This is a genomic window from Streptomyces sp. NPDC032721 (assembly GCF_055579625.1).
In genome coordinates, this window is the sequence record NZ_JBVIMX010000006.1 from 171,210 (window position 1) to 193,892 (window position 22,683).

Here is a 22,683-nt window from a genome sequence, read left to right on the forward strand (position 1 = left end):
TCGGGGGTGCCGCGCGGCGGCGGCCGGGCGGCCTCGCGCGGTGAGCGTCAGGCGGTCTCGCGCGGCGGTGGTCAGGCGGCGTCGCGCGGCGGTGGTCAGGCGGCCTCGCGCAGTTCCTCGGCCGCGTAACCCGGGCGGATGCCGAAGTCGCGCAGGATCTCCTGCGCCGCCCGGCGGCCCGAGTGCAGGGCGCCCTGCACGGTGCTCGTCTCGCGGTGGTCGCCGCACACGTACAGGCCGGACAGCAGCCGCACCGGGCGGTGCACGTCGTGCGGGGCGGGCATCGCGGGCACGGCCTGCGGGTCGTGGTGCACGGCGAGCAGCCGCCAGTCGTCCGTCGGGGTGCCGTACAGCCGTGCCAGGTGGGAGCGGACCCCTTCCTCCAGACCGGGCGGGGGCGTGCCCAGGACCGTGGAGGAGATCAGCACCCTGCCGTCCGGCGCGCGCGTGGGGTCGACGGCGCTGACGACGGCAGTGTGCGAGACGGGGCCGCTCCGGTCGGCGTCCAGGACCAGAGCCGATCCGGTCGGGGGCGCCGAGTCCGCGGTGTGGTGCAGCACGGTCACCGGGTGGAAGTCCGGTACCCGCAGCCCGGGCAGCAGTTCGGCGGCGGTCCGCGCGCCGGTCGCCACCAGCAGCGAACGGCAGCCCAGCGGGCCGTCCTCCTCGGTGGTGACCGAGGAGATGGACGCACCGGTGACATGCACCCCGGTGCGTACGGTGCCGGGCGGCAGGGTCGCCGCCAGCAGCTCCGGCAGCGTGTCCGCCCCGCCCTCGGGCAGACAGAGCCGGCCGCGCGCGAACCCGCGCAGGGCCAGATCGGCGCAGCGGCTGGAGGAGGAGCCGAGGTCCGGGTCGCAGAGCAGGGCGGAGAGCAGCGGCCGCAGGAAGCCGTTGACCGTACGGGACGGCAGACCGCGGCGGAACAGGGCGTCCAGCGCCGGGAGTTCGGGCCGGGACAGCAGCCGGTCGAGCGGAGTGGCGGCCAGCCTGCCGAGGGCCGCCGCGAGGCGCGCCTGGTCGAGGGCGCCGCCCAGCGGGCGGGCGGTGCCGTTCGGCGACGGGCAGCCCGGTGCGGAGCCCGTGCGGGACGACGTACCGCCACGGCCGGCCGCACCCCGAGGGGCGCTCGCGAGGGCGCGCGCCGCGGTGAGTGCGCCCCGTGCGCTCCGTACCCCGCCGGTCTCGCCCGCCCGCCAGCGCCTGCCCTCGCTGTGGACCAGCACACCGGGGGCGAACGGGCGGAGCACGAGTCCGTCCAGGCCCGGCGTGTTCAGCAGCTCCGGGTACGCGGTGCTGAGGACCTGACCGATCCGGTCGAGCCGGAATCCGTCGATCCGCTCGGTCGACATCCGCCCCCCGACGTAAGGGGCGGCCTCCAGGACCCTGACCGTTACACCCGCGCTGATGAGCTGGTGGGCGGCCCGGAGCCCGGCGACCCCGGCCCCCACGATGATGACGTCCGCATGGTGTGCTGTGGTGAGCACGTGCCCCTCCCCGAGGTCGGCCCGGCTGTGGTGCGGGGCTCATGCCCCCAACAGCCCTGCGGGATACCCGCGCTGGAGCAGCAGCGTAGAAGTCCGCACACCTTCTCCGTCAGGCGCGCACCTCCCGGGCACCGATGCACGCCGGTCGCACGGGGCCGCCTCAGGAGACGCCCGGGGCCGCCCTAGGCGTCGCGCAGGGCCGCCCTGATCGCGTCGTCGATCTTCGGGAAGGCGAACGAGAAGCCCGACTCCAGCAGCCGCCCCGGCACCACCCGCTGACTGCCCAGCACGTCCCCCGACAGCTCCCCGAGCGCGATCCGCAGCGCGGGTTCGGGCACGGCGAAGAGCGTGGGCCGGTGCAGCACCCGCCCCATGGCCGCCGTGACCTCACGGTTGGTGACCGGTTCCGGGGCGGTCAGGTTCACCGGTCCCGACAGCGACTCGGTGTCGACGAGGTGCCGCAGGGCGGCCACCTCGTCGTGCAGGGCGATGAAGCTCCAGTACTGCCGGCCGTTCCCTAGCCGCCCGCCCAGACCCGCCTTGAACAGCGGGAAGAGCCGTCCCCAGGCCCCACCGCCGCGCGCCACGACCAGCCCGGTCCGGGGGAACACCGTACGGATCCCCGCCTCCTGGGCCGGGGCCGCGGCCTCCTCCCAGTCCACGCAGAGCGACGGCAGGAACCCGTCGCCCGGCGGCGCCTCCTCGTCGACCTTCCGCTCGCCGGTCTCCCCGTAGAAACCGAGCGCGGAGCCGCTGACGAACACCCTCGGCGGTACGTCCAGGGAGGCGACCGCCTCGGCGATCGCCGAGGTGCCGAGCAGCCGGCTCTCCCGCAGCTCCCGCTTGTACGCGTCGGTCCACCGGTGGTCGCCGATGCCCGCCCCGGCCAGATGCACCACGGCCTCGCAGCCGACGAGCCCGGCCGTGTCGACGTAACTCCGCTTCGGGTCCCAGGTGACCTCGTCACCGGATCTGGCCGGGCGTCGTACGAGACGCACCACCTCGTGTCCGTCCGCGCGCAGGGAGCGTACAAGTGCCGTACCGATGAGGCCCGTAGAGCCGGTGACCGCGATGCGCATGAGGCCATCCTGCCCTGCGAAACCCCGTTCGTGATCCGTGCGCGCCGTGTCAGAGTGACGCCATGCCGCACCCTGAACCCCATGCCGCCCAGGAATCCCCGTCGGCCCCGGGACCCTCGTCCGCCCAGGGATCCTCGTCCGCCCAGGGGTCCCCTTCCGCCCCGGGGTCCCCGTCCGCCCCTTTGATTCGCCCCGCCGTCCTGGCCGACGACGCCGCGCTCAGCGGGCTCGACCGGGACACCTGGTCGCGGCTGCACGCCGTGAGGCCGCAGCCGGAGCCGCCGTACGAGCCGAACTTCGGCCCCGGCCACCCGCCCGAGGACGTCCTGATCGCCGAGGACGCGGACAGCGGCGAGCTCCTCGGATACGTCCGGCTGGTGCACCCCACCCCGCTCGCCTGCAACACGCACGTCCTCCAGATCAACGGCCTCGCCGTCGCCGAGCGGGCCCGGGGCCGGGGCGTCGGCCGGCTCCTGGTGCGGGCCGCCCGGGCGGAGGCCGCCCGCAGGGGCGCCCGCCGGATCACCCTCAGGGTGCTCGGGCACAACAAGCCCGCCCGCGCGCTGTACGAGGCCGAGGGCTTCGCGGTGGAGGGCGTGCTGCCCGGCGAGTTCTTCCTGCACGGGGAGTACGTGGACGACGTCCTGATGGGGCGCCCCGTCGCCGACCAGCCGGGCGGCTGACGGCGCACCCACGCCACAATGCGGGCATAGTGGACCAAATCGGAGCGCGAGGCCGTGCTCCGTACCGCCCGCACCGTCGGCCGCAGAGGAGCCCGTGTCCCCATGAGCTCGGTCCGAGCGCGCGGCGGCGAGGAGTCACCCGGGTGGCTGAGGGGCGAGCCCGCACCGCTCTGGGCGCGCGTGCTGCCACTGGCGCTCCTGATCGGCCTGGGGACGATCGACACCCTCGGGGACGGCATCGAGCTGAACCACGCCCTCACCCTGCTGCCACCGCTGGCGGCCGTCGTCTACGGACCGCTGGGCACCGGGCTGCTGGGCCTGGCGGTGCTGGCGATGGCGGGCCCCTACACCCCGGGCTGGCAGGCCGACGCGGGCACGGTGGTGGCCCTCGCCCTCTCCTCGGTGTTCGCCGTGGTCTTCTCCTGGATGCGCAGCCGCCGCGACGCCCATCTGGTCGGCGTCCGTACGGTGGCCGAGGCCGCCCAGTTCGCCGTGCTGCCCCTGCTGCCGGAGCGGGTCGGGGCGGTGCGCTGCGAGGGGCTCTACCGGTCGGCGCAGCGCGGGGCGCTGGTCAGTGGCGATCTGTACGACGTACGGGCCGGGCCCTGGGGCGTACGGGCGGTGGTCGCCGACGTGGAGGGGCACGACCTGTCGGCGGTCTCCACCGTCTCGGCACTCCTGGGCGCCTTCCGCGAAGCCGTACTGGACGACGCGGACCTGGCCGCGGTGGCCGCCAGGATGGACCGGCGCCTGGTGGTCGACGGGGTCGCCGAGGAGTACGGCGGGCACTTCGCGACCGCCGTACTGCTGGAGTTCCCGGCCGGTGAGCAGGTCGTACGGGTGGTGTCCTGCGGGCATCCGCCGCCCCTGCTGCTGCGCGACGGCGAGGCCATCGAACTCTCCCTGGACCCGTCGCCGCCGCTCGGCCTCGCGCTGGCGCCGCTGGTCGCGCCCACCGTCACGGCGGTGCCGCTCCGCCCCGGCGACAGCCTGCTCGCCCACACCGACGGCGTCACCGAGGCCCGCGACGCACAGGGCGCGTTCTACCCGCTGGCCCGCAGGCTGCCCGGCCTGGCGGCGAAGGCGGACGGACCGGGGGAGCTGACGGAGGCGATCCTGCGGGACCTGATCCGGTTCACGGGCGACGGGAAGCGCCGGAGGCGCGCGGGGCGGGAGAAGCGGGACGGCGATGGGGGCGGGGACGACGTGGCGCTGCTGCTCCTGGAGCCGGAGCCGCAGCCGGAACGGTCACTCTGACGGCTCAGGACAGGCTCATGCCGCCCGTCAGCTCCCGCAGGCAGCGGGCCGCCAGCTCGGCGGGCGAGCCCGGCCCCTCGGTCCCGGCGTCCGTGCGCGCCCATGCCTCCAGTGCCGTACGGATGGCGGCGGTGGCGGCGGCCGAGGCCAGCCGTACCTCCAGCGGATCGGCGTCCTTCCCGGCGAGCGCGCCCAGGACGGGGGTCAGCCGCTCCTCCGACTCCTGGTTCACCCGGTACCAGACGGCCCGCAGCGCCGTGTCCTGCTCGGCGGCCCGCAGCAGTCCGCGCGTCCAGTTGAGCTGCTCGGCGGCCTGGGCGTCGGGGGCGGCGAGCACCTCCGCCACGGCCCGCTCCAGCGTGCTGAGCACCCCGGCGCCCGGCTCCGCCGCCGCGAGCAGCTCGCGCCACTGGTCGCCGCCCGCCGACAGGAGCGGGGCGACCGCGTCCTGCTTGCTGCGGAAGTAGCGGTAGAAGGTGCGCAGTGCGACCCCCGCGCGCGTGGCGATGGCCTCGGCGGTGGTGCCGTCGGGGCCGTGCTCCGCGAAGAGCTCGGCGGCGGCGCGCGCGATGTCGAGCTGGGTCGCGGCTTTGCGGCGCTCGGTCAGGGACGGCTGGGCGGACGGCTGGGCGGGCGCCGGGGCAGGTGCCTGTGCGGGCTGAGATGGCTGGGTGCTCACCAGAGCAGGGTACGCCCGGGGCGCACACAAATGCATGTAGTGACGTAGTGGCAAAACGTGCCATGCAGGCGTACCGTGTGCGTACGGACCCCTTCCGAGGCCCGTGCAGTAACCGGAACCGGGAGAAGAGAAAAATGAAGCGTTACGAAGGCCGCCGCGTCCTGATCAGCGGTGCGGGTTCCGGTATCGGCCGGGCCACCGTGCACCGGGTGCTGGCGGAGGGCGGCCGGGTCGTCGCCGTCGACGTCAACGAGGCCGGGCTCAAGGAGACCGCCGAGCAGGCCGCCGCCACCTCCGCCGAGGCGGCCGGGCGGCTGACCACCGCCGTGCTCGACATCTCCGACGAGGCCTCGGTGAAGACCGGAGTGACCGCCGCCGTGGAGACCCTCGGTGGGCTCGACGTGCTGGTCAACGCCGCCGGAATCCTGCGTTCCTCACACACCCACGAGACCACGCTCGACTTCTTCAACAAGGTGATCACGGTCAACCTGACCGGCACCTTCCTGATGATCCGCGAGTCGATACCGGCCCTCCTCCAGGGAGACCAGCCGGTCGTCGTCAACTTCTCGTCGACCTCCGCCTCTTTCGCCCACCCGTACATGTCGGCGTACGCGGCCAGCAAGGGCGGCATCCAGTCGATGACGCACGCGCTGGCCTCCGAGTACAGCAAGCAGGGGCTGCGCTTCGTCGCCGTCGCCCCCGGCTCGATCGCCTCCGACATGACCAGCGGCAAGGGTCCGGGCCTGCCCGAGGACGCCGACATGTCGCTCTTCATGAAGCTGGCCCCGGCCATCGGCCAGGGCTTCGCGGGCCCGGAGACGGTCGCGGGCGTGGTGGCGATGCTGGGCTCCGAGGACGGTGCCTTCATCACCGGCACCGAGATCCGCATCGACGGCGGAACGCACTTCTGATGGCCGCCGCAGCCGTTCCCGCACCCGCCCCCGAATCCGCCTCCGCCTCCGCCTCCGCGGCGGAGACCTTCGAGGGCCGGACCGCCGTCATCACCGGCGCCTCCGTAGGCATCGGTGCGGGCTTCGCCCGGCACGCGGTTTCGCTGGGGATGCGGGTCGTCCTCGCAGACATCGCCGCCGACCGCCTGGAGGCACTCGCCGGTGAGCTGAGGGCGGGCGGCGCCGAGGTCGAGGCGGTCGTCACCGACGTCGCCGACCCCGCCTCCGTCGAGCACCTCGCCGAGCAGGCGTACGCCCGCTTCGGCAGCGTCGACATGCTGATCAACAACGCCGGGATCATGGCCATGGGCTACTCCTGGGAGATCCCCGCCGAGCGCTGGGACGCCGCCCTGCGCATCAACATCGGCGGGTACGTCAACGGCCTGCGCGCCTTCGTGCCCAGGCTGCTGTCCCGGGGCACCAGGGCCTGGGTGCTCAACGTGTCCTCGGTCGGCGGCATGCTGCCGAGCCCGCTGATGGCGCCGTACAGCGTCACCAAGTTCGGCACGCTCGCGCTCAGCGAGTCGCTGCACTACGAGATGCAGATGCGGCAGGCGCCGATCCAGGTGTCGGTCGTCATGCCGGACTCGGTCAGGAGCGAGATCTTCCGCGCGGCGAAGCCGGGCGACGGGACCCCGCCGGAGATTGCCGGATTCAATGCCCGGCTCCAGCAGCGCGCCGACGAACAGGGCATCACGCCCGAGGAGCACGCCCGCCGGGTGTTCGACCAGGTCGCCGCAGGCGCGTACTGGGTGGTCCCGCAGCCGGAAATGCTGGACGCGGTGCTGCCGGGCCGTACCGAGATGGTGCTGGGCAGGACCACCCCGAAGCTCGACATGGGCTGAGCCCCGCACCGCACACGGGAAGGGCGGGCAGCCACCGGCCGCCCGCCCTTCCCGTCTCCGTCCCCTAGTCCCCGAACCGCTCCCACAGCTGGGGGAAACGGTCCGCCAGAGCACCGTCGTCACTGAGGTCCAGCGGGGTTCCCGCCGGCTCCGCGGGCTGCGGCGGGACCCCGAGGTCCGGTGCCACCGCCCCGGTCAGCTGCTCGTACGCCTCGTCCGCCGCGTACCCCAGCTCCTCGCCGTCCCCGTCCAGTTCGTCGTCGAAGTCGTCCAGCAGTTCCGCCAGATCGTCCGGTTCGTGCAGCGCCCCCTCGAAGACCTCCCGGCCCTGGCCGATCAGCCAGCACCGGAAGTAGTCGAAGGCGTCGTCGCTCGCCGCCCCCATCAGCACCGTGGCGGCCCCCCAGAGATCCCAGCGGTACGCGCGGTTGTAGCGCACCTCGAAGTGTCTGGCGAAGTCGAGCACGGCCTCGGGGTCCGACTGGAGCAACCGCTCGACCAGCAGGTCGGCATGATCCTCGGGGTCGCCCTCGGCGGCCGCGCGGGTGCTGTCGACCATCTCCCAGAATTCCGTCTCGTCCATCACGTGGTCCAGCATCGGGCTTGTGAGGGTGCGGCGCACGCGGAGCGCCCGGATGACGGCTGTCTCGTTACTCACGTCCGCCCGGCCGACCGCGTGTTCGGGGCGTGCCACTTCCGGTGCGTACTTCATGTGACCGTCCCACGATTCACTCGTTTGAAGGGCAAGCGACGCACGCACTCTCACCCTCAAAGGGGTTGCTCTCGCCATGGACACCGAAGACCGTACGGAGCCGGCCGGCGCGGCCGGCACCCCGCGGCCCCCACAGCCCCCGCCGTCCCGACTGAGCGTGGCGCAGGCCGAGGCCGCCCTCGTCGAGCACTATCCGCGCCTGGTCCGGATCGCCTTCATCACCCTGGCCCCCGCGCTCGGCCGCCACCGCCGGGTACTCGCCGCCCACGGAATCGTCCAGCGCGCCCTCCCCGCCCGCCCTACGCGCAACGCCCCCGGCATCCCCGCCCAGCGCGACGGCAGGACCACCACCGCCTACGCCACCCTGCGCGCCCGGGTGCTGCGCGAGGCACTGGCGTACGGCAGACGCCCCGGCTGGTGGCCCGACCGGGGGCCGGGGCCCGAGCAGCTGCGGCACCTGCTGCCCGCGGTATGGGGGCTGCGGGTCTTCCCCGCCGCCGGCGGCGCCGACGAACTCGCCCTGGAACAGGTCCTGTCCGGGGTGGACGCCGCCACCCGCGCCGCCCTCGCCCTGCGCCGGGCCGAGGGCCTGGACGAGGAGACGACCCGCGCGCTGCTCGCCGAGGCCGGTGCCGCCGAACCCGCCCTCGCCGTACGCACCGCCGACCGCCTCGGCAGGCAGGTCCTCGGCGAACAGCCGGCAGGGGGAACGGCGCAAGGAGAAGGAGGCGAGGGTGCGGGGGGAGCGGAATCCCGGCATCCGCTGCTCTCCGGCGAGTTCGACCCCTGCTTCGTGCACGCCCGCCCCACCGACCTCCTGCGCCGCCGCCACCGCGCCCGCGGCGCGGGAGCGGCCGTCGTCGTGGCCGTACTGGCCGCTGCGACCCTGCCGTTCGTCCTGGGCGACAGCGGCCCGCGCTCCGAGGAACGCGCGGCGGCCACCGGCTCCGTCAACGCCTCCATAGGCCAACGGGTCCTGGACCCAGGCCATCTGCAGCGCGCCGGGAGGGACGAGTGGGCCGACACCTCCCGCGTCGACTTCACCGTCTGGCCCGCCCGGGGCGACCGCACGGACGACACCGCCCTGCTCGGCCGCGCCCTCAAGGTGTGGGCGAGCCCGGCCACCACGGTACGGATCTCCAGCACCCCCGGCACCGGAACGGAACCGCCCACCCGGCCGCCCCGGCTGCTCTACGCGGGCGACGTCGACGGCACCTCGGTCGTCCTTCTCAACGACGGCGACCGCACCGTCCGCTACGCCGAGCCCGCCGACGGCGACCGGCCCCCGGTGCTCGACTTCGTCCGTACCGACGACGCCGACGTGGTCACCGGCGCCGCCCTCGTCGTCACCCGCGACGAAACCCGCTCCCGCTTCCTGCTCGCCCCCTGGATCGACGAGACCACCACCCGCGACCTGCTCGGGCCGGACACGCCGGGCCGGGCCCTGGGCGTACGGGACGACGGAGTGACGGACCCGGTGCCCCGGCCCGGAGCAGGCGGAACCTGTGATTCCTGGCCGGTGCTCCAGCTCCGCTCCTCCGAGCTGATCGTCGAGAAGCACGCCTTCCTCCTCACCGACCTCGGCGACCTGGCCCCCGTACACCTGACGTACACCCCGCCCCCGGGTGCCGGGGCACCCGCCCGGCAGCCGCGCGAGGCCACCAGCGCCGCAGCCCTGAAGAGCTGGGCGCGCACCGCCTGCCACCTGCCGTCGCTGCGCGGCGCGGGCGTACGGGCCGTCAACAACTGGGTGTACGCACAGCAGACCCTCCCCGAGGCGGCGGGCCGGGCCGACTGGGTGTGCACCCGCGCCGACACCTGGCGCGGCCCCGGCCGCGTACTGGTCCAGCTCCAGCTGCCCGGCACCTCGCCCACTGCGCCGGGCACCCCGGTCGCCGCCGTACGGGACACCGCCTCGTGCAGCCGGTTCGGTCAGCACGTGGTCGCCGGGGCGGGGTGGCAGGCACCCCGGTCGGGCGCCTGGTACCTGCTCGCGGCGGGCAGCCGCAAGGTCACCCGGATCGAGGCGAGCGGCGGCGTGAAGGCGACCGGCGCCGGGCCGTTCCTCGCGGTCAGGGCACCGAAGGGGGTGAAGGCGGAGCTTCGTGCGCGGATGGCGGACGGGTCGGACCTGGACGGGCTGCGCTGAGACCGGGCCGGCCCGAGGCCGTGCCGCTTCGCAGCCAGGGTTTCTCCGTGTCCCGCGTAAATCCGGACAGTAGCTGTCTGGATGGGGCGGCATGCTCTGTCGTACAGGACGAGGACGACGGAGAGGGAGCTCACCATGACCGACACCGCGAAGGACCTGACCGGACGGATCGTGCTGGTCGCGGGCGCGACACGGGGCGCCGGACGGGCCATCGCCGTCCAGTTCGGCGCCCGGGGCGCGACGGTCTACGTCACCGGCCGCACCACCCGCACGAAGGCCAGCGAGGTCGGCCGTACGACGGAGACCATCGAGGAGAGCGCCGAACTCGTCACGGCGGCGGGCGGCGAGGGCATCGCCGTCCCCACCGACCACCTGGAACCGGGACAGGTCCGCGCGCTGGTCGAACGCATCGACCGGGAGCAGGGCCGGCTCGACGTCCTGGTGAACGACATCTGGGGCGGCGAGCACCTCGTCGAGTTCGGCAAGAAGATGTGGGAGACCGAACTCGACCGCGGCCTGCGGATGCTGGAACTCGGCGTCAAGAGCCACATCATCACCAGCAGTTGCGCCCTGCCCCTGCTGGTGCGCCACGAGGGCGGACTCGTCGTCGAGATCACCGACGGCACGGCCGAGTCGAACAAGAACTTCCGCGAGAACTTCTACTACGACCTGGCGAAGAACGCCCCCATCCGGATGGCTTCGAACCTCGCCCACGACCTGAAACCGCTGGGCGGCACGGCCGTCTCCGTCACCCCCGGATTCCTCCGCTCCGAGCAGATGCTCGACGGCTTCGGCGTCACCGAGGAGAACTGGCGCGACGCCATCGCCAAGGAACCGGCCTTCGCCATCGCCGAGTCCCCGGTCTACGTCGCCCGGGGCATCGCCGCCCTGGCGGCGGATCCGGAGCGGGCGCGCTGGAACGGGCAGTCACTGTCCAGCGCGCTGCTCGCCAAGGAGTACGGGGTGCGCGACGCGGACGGGTCGCAGCCGGACGCGTGGGGGTTCCTGACCCGGCACATGGCGGGGGAGAAGGTGTCGGCGGAGGACTACCGCTGACGACCCCGGCGGGGGTCCACCGCCGAGACCCCCGGCCCAGGACCACCGCTGACCCGCCCGCCGTACGGCGCCTCACGGGGCGCCGTACAGCTCCGACATCCGCCGCGCCGTACCCGCCAGCAGCTCCCGCAGCTCCGGCGGGGACAGCGCCTCCGCCTCCGCCCCCAGCCCCAGGAACTGGGTGTACGCGACCTCCACCGACTCCACCGGTACGGTCACCGTCACGCGGCCCCGATTGTCCGGCGGGGCCGCCGCCGCGAGCGCCTCCCGCGCCGCGACCGGGTCCGTGACCCGGGGCAGGGCACGGGCACCCGCCGGGGTCAGCCGCAGCTCCGCGTGGGTGTGCAGGATCGAGCGGGAGAAATCCGCCGCCCGCTCCTCCCAGAACCGGGGCAGGTCGAAGTCCTCGTCCCGTACGAAGGGTTCGCCGGTGACGGTCACCGCCCTGAAACGGTCCAGCCGGTACACCCGCAGATCACCGGAGTCCGCCCGGGCGCACACGTACCAGACACCGGCCTTGAGGACGAGGCCGTAGGGCTCAAGACGGCGCTCCACCTCGCGGTCGGGCCGCCCGTAACGGGTCTCCACCACCCGGTCGCCCCACACCGCCTCCGCCACCACGGGCAGCAACTCCGGTGTCTGCGGCTCCTGGTACCAGCCGGGAGCATCCAGGTGGAAGCGCTGGGCGGCGCTCTCGGAGGCGTCGCGCAGGGACGGCAGCAGCGCGGCCGACACCTTCAGCCGGGCCGCCGACGCCGCGTCCTCCAGGCCCATCTCCCGCAGCGCACCCGGCAGTCCGGACAGGAACAGGGCCTCGGCCTCACTGCGCCCGAGCCCCGTCAGCCGGGTCCGGTAGCCGCCGACGAGCCGGTAGCCACCGGTCCGCCCGCGGTCCGCGTACACGGGCACGCCCGCCTCGGAGAGGGCCTGGGCGTCCCGGGTGACGGTCCGCTCGGACACCTCCAGCTCCCGCGCCAGCTCGGCGGCCGTCATCATCGGCCTGGACTGGAGCAGCAGCACCATCTTGATCAGTCGGGCAGCGCGCATGCCCCCATCCTGCCCGGGCGGTACGACAGCCGTGACGACGGCGGTGCCCCGCACACCAGGAGTGTGCGGGGCACCGCCGTACGAAGACGCGGGTGGAGCAGGCCGTCAGAGGCCGTACCGCTCCCGAGCGTCCTTCACCACCGAGGCCGGGACGCCGCCCCGCTTCGCCAGCTGCGCCAGCGTCGCCACGACGACCGACTGCGCGTCCACGCCGAAGTGACGGCGGGCCGCCTCCCGGGTGTCGGACAGGCCGAAGCCGTCCGTGCCCAGCGAGGTGTAGTCCTGCTCGACCCACTGGCTGATCTGGTCCGGGACCTGACGCATCCAGTCGGACACCGCCACGACCGGACCCGGCGCGTCCGCGAGCGCCTGCGTCACGTACGGGATCCGCTGCTCGCCGCGCAGGAGCGCCTCGTCGGCCTCCAGCGCGTCGCGCCGCAGCTCGCCCCACGAGGTCGCCGACCACACGTCCGCGTGCACGTTCCAGTCGGCGGCCAGCAGTTCCTGGGCCTCCAGGGCCCAGTGGATCGCCGTGCCCGACGCGAGCAACTGGGCGCGCGGGGCGTCCGCCGGAGCGGCGGCCGCCTCCTTGAAGCGGTAGAGACCGCGCACGATGCCCTCCTCGACGCCCTCGGGCATCGCGGGCTGCGGCATCGGCTCGTTGTAGACCGTCAGGTAGTAGAAGACGTCCTCCGGCTTCTCGCCGTACATCCGCTTCAGACCGTCCTGGACGATCACCGCGACCTCGTACGCGAACGCCGGGTCGTAGTTCAGCGACGCCGGGTTGGTGGACGCGATCAGGTGCGAGTGGCCGTCCGCGTGCTGGAGGCCCTCACCGGTCAGGGTCGTACGACCGGCGGTCGCGCCGACGATGAAGCCCTTGCCGAGCTGGTCGGCGAGCTGCCACATCTGGTCGCCGGTCCGCTGCCAGCCGAACATCGAGTAGAAGATGTAGAACGGGATCATCGTCTCGCCGTGCGTGGAGTACGCGGTCGCCGCGGCGATGAAGTCCGCCATGGAGCCGGCTTCGGTGATGCCCTCGTTGAGGACCTGACCGTCCTTGGCCTCCTTGTAGTACATCAGCTGGTCGCGGTCGACCGGGTCGTACGTCTGACCCAGCGGCGAGTAGATGCCGGCGGAGGGGAACAGCGCCTCCATGCCGAAGGTGCGCGCCTCGTCGGGGACGATCGGCACCCAGCGCTTGCCGGTCTCCTTGTCCCGCATCAGGTCCTTCACCAGGCGGACGAACGCCATGGTGGTGGCCATGCCCTGCTTGGAGCCCTTCTTCAGGGCGGCGAAGGACTTCTCCTGCGGCTGCGGGAGGGGAGCCACGGGGTGCACGCGACGGGCCGGGGCCGGGCCGCCGAGCGCCGCGCGGCGCTCCTGGAGGTAGCGGACCTCGGGGGATTCGGCGCCCGGGTGACCGTACGGTACGAGGCTGTCGTCCAGCTTCGCGTCCGGGATCGGCAGCTCAAGGAGGTCCCGCATGGCGCGGAACTCCTTGCCGGTGAGCTTCTTCATCTGGTGGTTGGCGTTGCGCGACTCGAAGGTCGGGCCGAGCGTGTAGCCCTTCACCGTCTGGGCGAGGATCACGGTCGGCGCGCCCTTGTGCTCGACGGCCGCCTTGTACGCCGCGTACACCTTGCGGGCCTCGTGGCCGCCGCGCGAGGTGTGGAAGCACTCGGCGATCTTGGCGTCGGTCAGCACGTCGGCGAGCTGCTTGAGCGCGGGCTCCGCGCCGAAGAAGTGCTCGCGGATGTACGCGACGTCACGGGTGGCGTACGTCTGGAACTGGGCGTCCGGGACGGCACGCAGGCGGCGCACCAGCGCGCCCGTGGTGTCGAGCTGGAACAGCTCGTCCCAGGCGGAGCCCCAGAGCGACTTGACGACGTTCCAGCCGGCGCCGCGGAAGGCGCCCTCCAGCTCCTGCACGACGCGGAAGTTGGCGCGGACCGGGCCGTCGAGGCGCTGGAGGTTGCAGTTGATGACGAAGGTCAGGTTGTCCAGACCCTCGCGGGCGGCCAGCGCGAGTGCGGCGGTGGCCTCGGGCTCGTCCATCTCGCCGTCGCCGAGGAAGGCCCAGACGTGCGAGTTCGAGGTGTCCTTGATGCTGCGGTTCTCCAGGTAGCGGTTGAACCGCGCCTGGTAGATCGCGGACAGCGGGCCCAGGCCCATGGAGACCGTCGGGAACTCCCACAGCCAGGGCAGCCGGCGCGGGTGCGGGTAGGAGGGGAGACCGTTGCCGCCCGCCTCCTGCCGGAAGTTGTCGAGCTGCTCCTCGTTCAGACGGCCGTCGAGGAAGGCGCGGGCGTAGATGCCGGGGGAGGCGTGGCCCTGGATGTAGAGCTGGTCGCCGGAGCCGTCCCCCTCCTTGCCGCGGAAGAAGTGGTTGAAGCCGGTCTCGTACAGCCAGGCGGCCGAGGCGAAGGTGGCTATGTGCCCGCCGACACCGAAGCGGGAGCCTCGGGTCACCATGGCCGCCGCGTTCCAGCGGTTCCAGGCGGTGATCCGGCTCTCCATCTCCAGGTCGCCGTCGAAGGCGGGCTCGGCGGAGGTGGGGATGGTGTTGACGTAGTCCGTCTCCAGCAGCTTGGGCAGCGCCAGTCCGGCGGCCTCGGCGTGGTGGAGGGTGCGACGCATCAGGTATTCGGCGCGGTTCGAACCGGCGGCCTTGGCGACGGCGTCGAGGGAGGCCGCCCATTCGGCGGTCTCTTCGGTGTCGCGGTCCGGGAGCTGGTCGAGCTCGCTCGGACGGTTGCGTACGGAGTCGGTCATGACGCCGCCTTCCGGTAAAGGAGGGGGTGGGGTGGAGAGGTGGAGCAGGGGTGGAGCAGGGGGTACTGCGGGGGGTCTGTGTCTGGCAGGACGGGACCCGGAGTGCGGACCGGATGAGGTCCGCCGTCGACTGTAAGCAACTGATCGATGATCGATCAAAGTTTGGGGGCAAAAAATTCTCCCGAGGACCGAATTAGGCATTCCGTGCCACGAAAACCGGCACGAAGTGTCACGCCGAACTGGTGCAATTCGGTCATACGGGATCGCGGGAGAGGGGGTGTCGCGAAGGTCTCAGAGGAACTCGCGAGAGACGTTCAGGCCCTCGGCGCGCACCCCAGTACGTGCGCCTTCACCAGTTCGCCGATCCTCGGGTCCCGCCGCCGGAAGGCGTCCACGAGCGCCTCGTGCTCCTCCGCGTACGACTTCTGCACCGTGCCCAGCCAGCGGATCGACAGCGCCGTGAACACCTCGATGCCCAGTCCCTCCCAGGTGTGCAGCAGTACCCCGTTCCCGGCCGCCCGCACCAGCTCCCGGTGGAAGCCCACGGTGTGCCGCACCTGCGCGGTCCCGTCCACCGCCCGGTCCGCCGCGTACAGCGCCACCACGTGCGGCTCCAGCGCCGACACGTCGTCGGCGAGCGTGGAGGCGGCCAGTTCGGCGGCGATCTGCTCCAGACCGGCCCGTACCGGGTAGCTCTCCTCCAGGTCGGCGGCGGTCAGATTCCGCACCCGTACGCCCTTGTTGGGCGCCGACTCGATCAGCCGCAGCGTCTCCAGCTCGCGCAGCGCCTCCCGGACGGGGGTCTGGCTGACCTGGAGCTCGGTGGCGATCCGCCGCTCCACGATCCGCTCGCCGGGCTTCCAGCGCCCGCTGACGATCCCCTCCACGATGTGCTCGCGGATCTGTTCGCGCAGCGAGTGGACGACGGGCGGGGTCATGGGGTGCTCCTTCACGCATGCACGCGGTGGTGGCGGTGTGGGGATAGACGATACGGGGAGCGTGCGGGCGCAGAACGCCTGGCTAGGAGTCCTTGGACACCTTTGGCGACACCTTTGCGGACCGCGCGTCCCGCACCTTCGCGGCATTGCGGGCCACCGCGTCGTAATGGGCCTTCAGTGAGGCGAGCGTGGCGGCGTTGTCCCGCACCGCCCGCCGCTCGTACGCGAGATGTACGGCCTCGGAGACGCCGAGGTAGTTCACCCGCGGCGCCGCGCGGCAGTTCAGGTCGGCGGTGGCCGCCGCCTTCTCGCGGGGGCCAGGACGTGCGGTACGGGTCCAGGCCGGGTCCTCGGCGGCGGCGTCGAAGGAGGCGTACGAGAACCCCGCCTCGCGCATACAGGCCGACCAGGCGGCGGTCATCGCCACGTACGCCGGATCCTTCGCGCCCTGTGCCCAGGCCTCGGAGCGCAGCCGCAGCAGGGTGTTGAGCGCGCTGTTCCCCGGGTGCTCGGCCTTCTGTGCCGGGCTGCCCACCGCGAGCCGCCGCTCGGTCCGCCCGGCGCAGCCGCCGCGCGGCACCCGCTTGCCGCCGACCTCGCGGTCCGGACCGGTGGAGGGGGCTCCGCCGGGGGCGGGGCGGGGGTCGGGCCCGTTGAGGACGAGCAGGCGGGTCTGCTGGTCGGGACTGCTTTCCCGGGGCTCGTCGGGGGCGGTTCCGGCGGCACTTCCCGGCACGTTGTGGAACCCGTACGAAGCCGCTTGCGCGGGAGTACGGGGGAGGGTGGTGCCGGCCCGCAGATCGGCGAGCAGCGCGGCGTCGGAATGGGCGGTGATCCGCGTCGTGAAACCGAATTCCGCCATACAGGAATTGAGCAGTACGGACTCGGCCCGCTGGATGTCCGCCAATTCCCTTTCACCCGGAACATAAGCGGAAAAGGGCATTTCGGTGGAGGTGGGTCCGCCCGGTGTCGCCACGGGGCCGACCCGCACGGGCCGGGCCGCACCGCCGTCGTCGCCGTCCGCCGCACAGCCCGCCGTAAGACCGCACGCCAGCACGGCGGCAAGCGCTGCCCTCCCGTAGCGCAACGCCGCTCAGGCCTTCCCGTACTGCCAGGGTCCACAGGCGCTGAACGCGCCGGTCCCGGCCTCGCCGACGCAGGTCTGGTAGGAGAGGACAGCGTCCTCGGCGAGGTTGAAGTTGAAGTCCGCGCGGTAGTTCAGGCCGCCGGTCACCCAGTTGTTGTAGACCTTGTTGCGGTACGGGACGTAGAGGCGGCCGACCGCCGAATGCCCGTCCTTCGCGAGGTCCTGCACCACGTGGTGGTCGCCCTCGCCCTCCCACCAGGAAGCGCCGCCGGCCCCGTTGCTCCAGGCGATCCCGCCCTCCTCGGCGGTCGCGGACCCGGCCATTCCCACGGTCAGCGCGACAGCTCCCGCGACGGCGAACGAAATACGCTTCGCCCTGCTTTTCCTGTCGGATTCCTTACCGGCTTCCCCGCCGGATTTCCTGCCGGGCTGCATTTCCCGCTCCCTCCCACGACCGGTGAATACCCTAACGCCCGGCGGCCCCTCCGGAGAATGTCCGAAGGGGCCGCCGAGTGGAGAGATTGAGCACGTACGGAACGTACTCGGGGGAGTTACAGGCCGAGATCGACCTCGTTACGATCCTCGGCCCCTCTCGGGGCCGCTACATCACAGGCCGAGCTCAACCTCGAACTCGCCGGCCTCCAGGATCGCCTTGACGGCCGTCAGGTAACGGGCCGCGTCGGCGCCGTCCACCAGACGGTGGTCGTAGGAGAGGGCCAGGTACGTCATGTCACGGACCGCGATGGTCTCGCCCAGGTCCGGGTGGTTGATGACCACCGGACGCTTGACGGTGGCACCGATGCCGAGGATGCCGACCTGGTTCGGCGGAACGATGACCGTGTCGAACAGCGCACCGCGCGAGCCGGTGTTGCTGATCGTGAAGGTCGCGCCGCCCAGCTCGTCCGGGGTGATCTTCGAGGCGCGGACCTTGCCGGCCAGCTCCGCGGTCTTCTTCGAGATGCCGGCGAGGTTGAGGTCGCCCGCACCCTTGATGACCGGGGTCATCAGACCCTTCTCGGAGTCCACCGCGATACCGATGTTCTCGGTGTCGAAGTAGGTGATCGTGCCCTCGTCCTCGTTGATCCGGGCGTTGACGACCGGGAAGGCCTTCAGCGCCTGGGCAGCGGCCTTGACGAAGAACGGCATCGGGGACAGCTTGACGCCCTCACGGGCGGCGAAGGCGTCCTTGGCGGCCGCACGCAGCTTCATGATCTTGGTGATGTCCACCTCGACCACGGAGGTCAGCTGCGCCTGGCCGTGCAGAGCCTTCATCATGTTGTCGCCGATGACCTTGCGCATGCGGGTCATCTTGACCGTCTGGCCACGCAGCGGGGAGACCTCCAGCTTGGGGGCCTTCGACGCGGCGGGAGCGGCGGCAGCGGCAGCCGGGGCCGGAGCGGCTGCGGCGGCCTTGGCGGCCTCCGCGGCGGCGACGACGTCCTGCTTGCGGATGCGGCCACCGACGCCGGTGCCCTTGACCTGGCCCAGGTCGACGCCGTTCTCGGCGGCGAGCTTGCGGACCAGCGGGGTCACGTACGCACCGTCGTCACCGGAGGTCGCGGCCGGAGCCGGGGCCGGGGTGACGGGCGCGGCCGGGGCCACGGGGGCGGCCGGCGCGGCCGGAGCCGGAGCGGCAGCGGCGGGCGCCGCCGGGGCGGCCGGAGCCGGTGCCGGAGCAGCCGGGGCGGCCGGAGCCGGTGCCGGAGCGGCCGGAGCCGGGGCGGCCGGAGCCGGAGCAGCGGCAGCCGGGGCGGCGGGGGCGGCCGGGGCAGCAGCCGGAGCCGCGCCCTTCGCGCCGATGACGGCCAGCTTGGCGCCGACCTCGGCGGTCTCGTCCTCGGCGACGACGATCTCCAGGAGAACGCCGGAGACGGGGGCCGGGATCTCGGTGTCGACCTTGTCGGTCGAGACCTCCAGGAGGGGCTCGTCCTCCGAGACCTCCTCGCCGACCTCCTTCAGCCAACGGGTGACGGTGCCCTCGGTGACGCTCTCGCCGAGCGCCGGGAGGGTGACGTCCGTGCCGGAGGCCGAACCCGCTGCCGGAGCGGCGGCGGGAGCCTCGGCGGGGGCGGCCGGGGCGGCGGGAGCCTCGGCGGCCGGTGCGGCCGGAGCCTCGGCCGGTGCGGCCTCGGCCTCGGCGGCGGCCGGGGCCTCGGCAGCGGCCGGAGCGCCGGAGCCGTCGTCGATGATGGCGAGCTCGGCGCCGATCTCGACGGTCTCGTCCTCGGCGACCTTGATGGAGGCCAGGATGCCCGCGGCCGGGGCCGGGATCTCGGTGTCGACCTTGTCGGTCGAGACCTCGAGCAACGGCTCGTCGGCCTCGACGCGCTCGCCCTCGGCCTTGAGCCAGCGGGTGACGGTGCCCTCGGTGACGCTCTCGCCGAGCGCCGGCAGGGTTACGGAAACCGACATGGTTTCAGTTGCTCCTATCGGAAGATGTGGTGGTCGTCGCGCCCAGCGGACTGACCGGTTCAGTCGTCAGACCGACCGTATTAGTCGTGGGAGTGAAGCGGCTTGCCGGCGAGGGCCAGGTGGGCCTCTCCGAGCGCCTCGTTCTGCGTCGGGTGCGCGTGGATGAGCTGCGCGACCTCGGCCGGCAGGGCTTCCCAGTTGTAGATGAGCTGCGCTTCGCCGACCTGCTCGCCCATCCGGTCACCGACCATGTGGACGCCGACCACGGCACCGTCCTTGACCTGGACGAGCTTGATCTCGCCCGCGGTCTTGAGGATCTTGCTCTTGCCGTTGCCGGCCAGGTTGTACTTCAGAGCGACGACCTTGTCCGCACCGTAGATCTCCTTGGCCTTGGCCTCGGTGATACCGACGGAGGCGACCTCGGGGTGGCAGTACGTCACCTTCGGGACACCGTCGTAGTCGATCGGCACGGTCTTGAGACCGGCGAGACGCTCCGCCACCAGGATGCCCTCGGCGAAGCCGACGTGCGCGAGCTGGAGGGTCGGGACGAGGTCGCCGACCGCGGAGATGGTCTCGACGTTGGTACGCATGTACTCGTCGACCAGGACGTAGCCGCGGTCCATGGCGACGCCCTGCTCCTCGTAACCGAGGCCCTGCGAGACCGGGCCGCGGCCGATCGCGACCAGCAGCACCTCCGCCTCGAAGGTCTTGCCGTCGGCCAGCGTGACCTTGACACCGTTCTCGGTGTACTCGGCGCTCTGGAAGAAGGTGCCCAGGTTGAACTTGATGCCGCGCTTGCGGAACGCGCGCTCAAGAAGCTTGGAGCTGTTCTCGTCCTCGACCGGCACGAGGTGCTTGAGGCCCTCGATGACGGTGATGTCCGAGCCGAAGGACTTCCATGCCGAGGCGAACTCGACGCCGATGACGCCGCCGCCCAGGATGATCGCCGACTCCGGGACGCGGTCGAGCACGAGCGCGTGGTCCGAGGAGAGGATGCGGTTGCCGTCGATCTCCAGGCCGGGCAGCGACTTCGGCACGGAGCCGGTCGCGAGCAGCACGTGGCGGCCCTGGATGCGCTGGCCGTTCACGTCGACGGAGGTCGGCGACGAGAGCTTGCCCTCACCCTCGATGTAGGTCACCTTGCGGGAGGCGACCAGGCCCTGCAGACCCTTGTACAGGCCCGAGATGACCTCGTCCTTGTACTTGTGCACGCCCGCGATGTCGATGCCCTCGAAGGTCGCCTTCACGCCGAACTGCGCGGACTCGCGCGCCTGGTCGGCGATCTCGCCCGCGTGCAGCAGGGCCTTCGTCGGGATGCAGCCGTTGTGCAGGCAGGTGCCGCCCAGCTTGTTCTTCTCGATCAGTGCGACGTCGAGGCCCAACTGGGCGCCGCGCAGCGCTGCGGCGTAACCGCCACTGCCACCGCCGAGGATCACTAGGTCGAAAACGGTGCTGGCGTCGTTCGCCACGTCACGTCCTCCATGCATGTGCGCCGGTCGCCGGTCATCGATGACCGGGCGGCGGGGGTGTACGGCCGCTTGTATTCGGCCCTGTGGTGGGGGCCCTGTCCTGCCGGTAAACCATCTTCGCACTTGTTCACGGATGGCGGGACGCCGGGCCGGGTTCCGAGACGGGCGCGGAGGCTTGCCTCGGGGGTTACCAACGCGTACATACGTACAAATATTTCGTTACGGGCGAAACGGGACGTACGCGCGCGTACGGCCCCGGGCCAGGACAGGCCCGGGGCCGTACGGGAGATCGGCTAACCGAGGTCGCCGTCGGCGGTGCGCTCCGCCAGCTTGACCAGGGTGCGGATCGAGGAGCCCGTGCCGCCCTTGGGGGTGTAGCCGAACGGCGCGGCCTCGTGGAAGGCCGGGCCCGCGATGTCCAGGTGCGCCCAGGCGATGTCCTCGCCGACGAACTCCTGGAGGAACAGACCGGCGACCAGGCCGCCGCCCATCCGCTCGCCCATGTTGGCGATGTCGGCCGTCTCGGAGTTCATGCCCTTGCGGAGCTCGGCGGGCATCGGCATCGGCCAGGACTGCTCGCCGACCTCCTCCGCGACCTCGTGGATCGCGGTGCGGAACGACTCGTCGTTGCCCATGACGGCGAAGGTGCGGCTGCCGAGCGCCACCATCATGGCGCCGGTCAGGGTCGCCACGTCGACGATCGCGTCCGGGTTCTCCTCCGAGGCGCGGGCCAGCGCGTCGGCCAGCACCAGACGGCCCTCGGCGTCCGTGTTGAGGACCTCGACGGTCTTGCCGCTGTACATGCGCAGCACGTCACCGGGGCGGGTGGCGGTGCCGGACGGCATGTTCTCGGCGAGCGCCAGCCAGCCGGTGACGTTGACCTTCAGGCCCAGGCGGGCGACCGCGACGACGGAGGCGAACACGGCGGCGGCGCCGGCCATGTCGCACTTCATCGTCTCGTTGTGGCCGGCCGGCTTGAGCGAGATGCCGCCCGAGTCGTAGGTGATGCCCTTGCCGACGTAGGCGAGCGACTTCTCCGCCTTGGGGTGGGTGTAGGAGACCTTCACCAGGCGGGGGCCGTGCGCGGAGCCCGCGCCGACGCCCAGGATGCCGCCGTAGTTGCCCTTGACGAGGGCCTTCTCGTCCAGGATCTGGATCTTGAGGCCGTGCTCCTTGGCGGCGGCCTGGACGACCGCGGCGAAGGACTCGGGGTAGAGGTCGTTCGGCGGGGTGTTCACCAGGTCGCGGGCCCGGTTGATCTCCTCGGCGACGGCGGTCGCGCGCTCGGCGGCGGCCTTGAACGCCTTGTCGCGCGGCTTGGCGCCGAGCAGGGCGATCTCGGCGAGCGGCTGCTTGGCGTCGCCCTTGTCCTCCTGGTACGCGGTGAAGGCGTACGCACCGAGGAGCGCGCCCTCGGCGATGGCCTCCGCGTCCTCGACGGACTCGACCGGCAGGGCGAAACCGGCCTTCTTCGTACCCGTCAGGGCGCGGGCGGCGGCACCGGCGGCGCGGCGCAGCGACTCGGCGGCGTAGGTCTCGTCCTGCTCCGGGACGGGGCCCAGGCCGACGGCCAGCACGACGGGGGTCTTCAGACCGGAGAGCGCCGGGAGCTTGGTCACTTCACCCTCGGCACCGGAGGCACCCAGGGTCTCCAGGACGGAGGCCAGCTTTCCGTCGAACGCCTTGTCCACGGCCTCCGCGCCGGAGGTGACGACCGGGCCCTTGGGGCCCTTGGCGATACCGACGACGAGCGCGTCGGCGCGCAGCGTCGCGGCACCGGAGGTGCTGAGAGTGAGAGCAGTCACGGTGGTGAAATCTCGCTTCCTGGGTTCCTGGTGAGGCGGGAATGTGCGCCTATCGGTCGAGACTACGCGCGTGGGGGTGCTTCGATCACGGCAGTAACCGGTTCACTCGTCCGTGGTGTCTCTCCGAGGTTTCGGGAGCGCGGAGCGTGAGCGATGCGTCACACTCGCCGGAGTTCGTGCAAGCGATCCGATATTTGCTTTGCATGATTTCCACAGTTCTTCCCTGGGGCGTCCGCAAGGATGTCGTAAGGGA

General features: G+C 72.3%; 18 protein-coding genes. 6 read left to right on the forward strand and 12 right to left on the reverse strand.

The window, feature by feature from the left end; translation table 11 throughout:
* Window positions 1-95: 95 nt before the first annotated feature.
* Together ACZ5PB_RS14935 and ACZ5PB_RS14940 are read right to left on the reverse strand one after the other, a co-directional pair.
* Complete coding sequence (locus ACZ5PB_RS14935; protein WP_468691169.1) at window positions 96-1,487, reverse strand: NAD(P)/FAD-dependent oxidoreductase; 1,392 nt, start codon at window positions 1,485-1,487, stop codon at window positions 96-98.
* A gap of 182 nt (window positions 1,488-1,669) precedes the next feature.
* Window positions 1,670-2,566 (reverse strand): TIGR01777 family oxidoreductase, encoded by an 897-nt coding sequence (locus tag ACZ5PB_RS14940; protein WP_468691171.1) that lies wholly within the window; start codon window positions 2,564-2,566, stop codon window positions 1,670-1,672.
* A 182-nt stretch (window positions 2,567-2,748) separates the two neighbouring features.
* Between ACZ5PB_RS14940 and ACZ5PB_RS14945 the strand changes: the two genes are divergently transcribed.
* Together ACZ5PB_RS14945 and ACZ5PB_RS14950 are read left to right on the forward strand one after the other, a co-directional pair.
* Window positions 2,749-3,249, forward strand: a complete 501-nt coding sequence (locus ACZ5PB_RS14945) for a GNAT family N-acetyltransferase (protein ID WP_468691173.1) — start codon at window positions 2,749-2,751, stop codon at window positions 3,247-3,249.
* A 102-nt stretch (window positions 3,250-3,351) separates the two neighbouring features.
* Window positions 3,352-4,506 carry a PP2C family protein-serine/threonine phosphatase gene (locus ACZ5PB_RS14950; RefSeq protein WP_468691176.1) on the forward strand — a complete coding sequence of 385 codons (1,155 nt, stop codon included), beginning with the start codon at window positions 3,352-3,354 and terminating at the stop codon, window positions 4,504-4,506.
* 4 nt (window positions 4,507-4,510) lie between these two features.
* On the opposite strand, the gene ACZ5PB_RS14955 is transcribed toward ACZ5PB_RS14950, so the two are convergent.
* Window positions 4,511-5,113 (reverse strand): TetR/AcrR family transcriptional regulator, encoded by a 603-nt coding sequence (locus ACZ5PB_RS14955; RefSeq protein ID WP_468691545.1) that lies wholly within the window; start codon window positions 5,111-5,113, stop codon window positions 4,511-4,513.
* Window positions 5,114-5,319: 206 nt separating this feature from the next.
* Here ACZ5PB_RS14955 and ACZ5PB_RS14960 point away from each other — a divergent pair, with 206 nt between their 5' ends.
* Together ACZ5PB_RS14960 and ACZ5PB_RS14965 are read left to right on the forward strand one after the other, a co-directional pair.
* Window positions 5,320-6,096, forward strand: coding sequence for an SDR family NAD(P)-dependent oxidoreductase (locus ACZ5PB_RS14960; RefSeq protein WP_468691178.1), 777 nt, complete (start codon window positions 5,320-5,322; stop codon window positions 6,094-6,096).
* Window positions 6,096-6,980 (forward strand): SDR family NAD(P)-dependent oxidoreductase, encoded by an 885-nt coding sequence (locus ACZ5PB_RS14965; protein ID WP_468691179.1) that lies wholly within the window; start codon window positions 6,096-6,098, stop codon window positions 6,978-6,980. The genes ACZ5PB_RS14960 and ACZ5PB_RS14965 overlap by 1 nt, the downstream gene beginning before the upstream one ends.
* A 64-nt stretch (window positions 6,981-7,044) precedes the next feature.
* Here the strand turns inward: ACZ5PB_RS14965 and ACZ5PB_RS14970 are convergent, their stop codons facing one another.
* On the reverse strand, window positions 7,045-7,563 hold the full coding sequence (locus ACZ5PB_RS14970) for a DUF4240 domain-containing protein (RefSeq protein ID WP_468691547.1): 519 nt from the start codon (window positions 7,561-7,563) through the stop codon (window positions 7,045-7,047).
* Window positions 7,564-7,768: 205 nt separating this feature from the next.
* On the opposite strand from ACZ5PB_RS14970, the gene ACZ5PB_RS14975 reads away from it, so the two are divergent.
* Both ACZ5PB_RS14975 and ACZ5PB_RS14980 read left to right on the forward strand, forming a co-directional pair.
* On the forward strand, window positions 7,769-9,841 hold the full coding sequence (locus tag ACZ5PB_RS14975; protein ID WP_468691181.1) for a hypothetical protein: 2,073 nt from the start codon (window positions 7,769-7,771) through the stop codon (window positions 9,839-9,841).
* Between the two features lie 135 nt (window positions 9,842-9,976).
* Complete coding sequence (locus ACZ5PB_RS14980) at window positions 9,977-10,897, forward strand: SDR family oxidoreductase (protein WP_468691183.1); 921 nt, start codon at window positions 9,977-9,979, stop codon at window positions 10,895-10,897.
* A gap of 72 nt (window positions 10,898-10,969) precedes the next feature.
* On the opposite strand, the gene ACZ5PB_RS14985 is transcribed toward ACZ5PB_RS14980, so the two are convergent.
* The 8 genes from ACZ5PB_RS14985 to ACZ5PB_RS15020 form a co-directional block, all read right to left on the reverse strand.
* Window positions 10,970-11,944, reverse strand: a complete 975-nt coding sequence (locus tag ACZ5PB_RS14985) for a helix-turn-helix transcriptional regulator (RefSeq protein ID WP_468691185.1) — start codon at window positions 11,942-11,944, stop codon at window positions 10,970-10,972.
* 105 nt (window positions 11,945-12,049) lie between these two features.
* A complete protein-coding gene (aceE, locus tag ACZ5PB_RS14990) occupies window positions 12,050-14,719 on the reverse strand; it encodes a pyruvate dehydrogenase (acetyl-transferring), homodimeric type (RefSeq protein ID WP_468691187.1) in 2,670 nt (889 codons plus the stop codon).
* Between the two features lie 314 nt (window positions 14,720-15,033).
* A complete protein-coding gene (locus ACZ5PB_RS14995) occupies window positions 15,034-15,657 on the reverse strand; it encodes a GntR family transcriptional regulator (protein ID WP_468691189.1) in 624 nt (207 codons plus the stop codon).
* Between the two features lie 82 nt (window positions 15,658-15,739).
* A complete protein-coding gene (locus tag ACZ5PB_RS15000) occupies window positions 15,740-16,564 on the reverse strand; it encodes a hypothetical protein (protein ID WP_468691191.1) in 825 nt (274 codons plus the stop codon).
* A 186-nt stretch (window positions 16,565-16,750) separates the two neighbouring features.
* Complete coding sequence (locus tag ACZ5PB_RS15005) at window positions 16,751-17,179, reverse strand: hypothetical protein (RefSeq protein ID WP_468691193.1); 429 nt, start codon at window positions 17,177-17,179, stop codon at window positions 16,751-16,753.
* Between the two features lie 171 nt (window positions 17,180-17,350).
* Window positions 17,351-19,156, reverse strand: coding sequence for a 2-oxoglutarate dehydrogenase, E2 component, dihydrolipoamide succinyltransferase (gene sucB / locus ACZ5PB_RS15010; RefSeq protein ID WP_468691195.1), 1,806 nt, complete (start codon window positions 19,154-19,156; stop codon window positions 17,351-17,353).
* A gap of 80 nt (window positions 19,157-19,236) precedes the next feature.
* Window positions 19,237-20,625, reverse strand: coding sequence for a dihydrolipoyl dehydrogenase (gene lpdA / locus ACZ5PB_RS15015; protein WP_468691197.1), 1,389 nt, complete (start codon window positions 20,623-20,625; stop codon window positions 19,237-19,239).
* A 293-nt stretch (window positions 20,626-20,918) separates the two neighbouring features.
* Window positions 20,919-22,430 (reverse strand): leucyl aminopeptidase, encoded by a 1,512-nt coding sequence (locus ACZ5PB_RS15020; protein ID WP_468691199.1) that lies wholly within the window; start codon window positions 22,428-22,430, stop codon window positions 20,919-20,921.
* Window positions 22,431-22,683 lie beyond the last annotated feature (253 nt).